A 2,210-nucleotide genomic window follows, 5' to 3' on the forward strand; every position below is an offset into this window, starting at 1 on the left:
GGCTGTGGGTGGTACGGCTGCTGGTGAGGCGTCTGCTGGGGGTACGGCTGCTGCTGGTGCGGTGACTGCTGGGGGTACGGCTGCTGCTGGTGCGGTGACTGCTGGGGGGCGGGGGTCTGGGTCTGGCCAGGGATGTAGGGGTTGCGGTTGGCGTCGAGGGTCAGGTGCCAGACGCGGTCGGCGTGGGTGTGGATGGGCTGCTGGCTGATCTGGCCGGTCTGGCTGTCGACCCAGATGACACGGCCGTTGTGGTTGACGGCGTTGAAGACGTGCGCGCCGCCGTCTGTACCGTCAGGGTTCTTCGGCCAGGTGACGAGGACGGCAGCGCCGGCGCCATGGCCTGCCTGGCGGAGTTCGTCGGCGATGCGGGCATAGCTGTCCTGCGCGCCGTTCCCCGAGTCGCGGAAGGGGGTGCCCGCCCAGTTCATGATGTTCTGGGCACCGTCTCGCTCACCGCTGAACCGGTCGAGGTTGCCGTTCTGGTCCTTGTCGAACGTACGCGGCGCGGAGACCTGCGGGTTGCCGTACCAGGACTCGAGGAATGAGCGGGTGCAGTCCGCGCAGTTGTTGGAACGCCCGGGCACCCGAGTACCGCCGTCGTTCTGGTAGCGGGCCCACGGTTGGAACGGGTCCGGGTGCAGCTGCGGGGTGCCGTCGGGGTTGCGCGGGACGACGTTCAGCAGCGCTTGCTGGTCGTGCGGGAACGGCGCGTACAGGCCGCTCGGGTGGTGGTTGAGGCTGTTGCGTACGTCCTGATAGCTCGGGCGCGGCGGGTGCTGAGGAGCCGGAGGCTGTTGCTGCTGTGGGGGCTGTTGGGGGTACGGCTGTTGGTGCTGTTGTTGCTGCGCCTGGTTCTGGGCGTGGTGGGGCTGTGGCGGTTGCTGGGCGTAGTGCTGGGGCAGTCCCTGGTGCGGTTGGTGGGGAGCTGCGTGCTGCTGGTTGGGGTGGTGCGGCTGTTGGTGCTGTTGGTGGGGGTTGGGCTGGTGGCTCTGGAGGGTGGGCTGGTGAGCCTGTTGGTGTGGTTGCTGGTGGGGTGTTGCTTGGTGTGGCTGTTGGTACGGGTTCGGCTGGTGCTGGGGCGGCTGGTGGGGGCCGGGCTGGTTCGGGTTCGGGTTCGGATGGTGAGGCTGCTGGTAGGGGTTGGGGGCGTTCGGGTGCGGGACGGCGGGTTGCTGGGCGTCCGGGCGGGGGCGGTTCTGGTCGGGGCGTGACGTATCCGGGCGAGGGGTGCCAGAGCGCGGCGTTTCGGGGCGTGGCGTGTTCCGTTCAGGCCCAGAGCTGTGCTGCTGCTGTTGGTTCTGTTCGGGACGGGGCTGGTCCGGGCGGGGGTGCTGTGTGTGGTCCTGGATTGCCTGGGAGCCGTCGGGGCGGCGGGTGTCGGCGGGCGGCGTGGTCGGTGTGTCGCGGCGCGGGCCGTCCAGACGCGGGTTGTAGGCCGGGCGCTCGGGGCGCTGTTGCTGGGTGACGTCCTGAATGGGCCGACGGCCGTCGGGCCGGCGGTTGGGCTGGGAAGAAGCGTTCCTGTGGGGTGTGCTGGAGCTCGTGGTGGCGGGGCCCGGCTGGGAGGGCACGGCGGTGGGGGCGCCCATCACCGGACCCGGGTTCTGCGGGGTGTTCTGCTGAGGGGCGGGCGAGGGCCCCGTGTCGGGTGTGGGGGTGTGCGCGGTGGTGGGCGGCGGGGCCGTCGCGGTGGCCGCGGACTGGGTGGACAGCTCGGTTTCGTCCCCCACGTGCGGCATCGGGTCGCCCGGTGCGGGGTCGCGCTGCTGTATGGGCTGGCTGTTGGAGGGGGAGTGCTGGACAGGAGCGCCCTGGGGAGGCGCGCTGACGTGCGGTACGGAGGGGCGTCCGCCACCGCTGCCGTTGCTGGAGCCGCTGTCGTTCGGGGCGGAGCCGGAACCGTCGTTGCTCGGCGGATTGCCGCTGACCGGGCCGGGGCTGGGTGCGGAGGGCCTGGGCTCGGAGTCGGGAGTGCCGACGGGGGTGTCCTGGCGCGGCATCGGCTGGTCGGGTGCCGAACGGTCCGGGGCATGACCGGTGTCGGGGGCAGGCGCCGGGGCGGTGGCCGCGTCCGGGTGGGTGGGGGACGACGGCCCCGGGGTGGGTTGGGTGGTGATGTTGTTCGGGTTGTGGTCGGGGTTGGGGCGGGCTGCGTCGGGGGTGTGGTCGGGGGCCGGCTGGGTGGTGATGTTGTTGGGGTTGTGGTCGGG

1 protein-coding gene is annotated in these 2,210 nt (G+C 71.6%); it reads right to left on the reverse strand.

Annotation, left to right across the window (positions count from 1 at the left end):
* A partial coding sequence (locus ADK86_RS43155; RefSeq protein ID WP_267888795.1) for a toxin glutamine deamidase domain-containing protein occupies positions 1-2,210 on the reverse strand: 2,210 nt, incomplete at both ends.

This window comes from Streptomyces sp. NRRL F-5755 (assembly GCF_001279365.1).
GTDB classification, from domain to species: Bacteria; Actinomycetota; Actinomycetes; order Streptomycetales; family Streptomycetaceae; genus Streptomyces; species Streptomyces rimosus.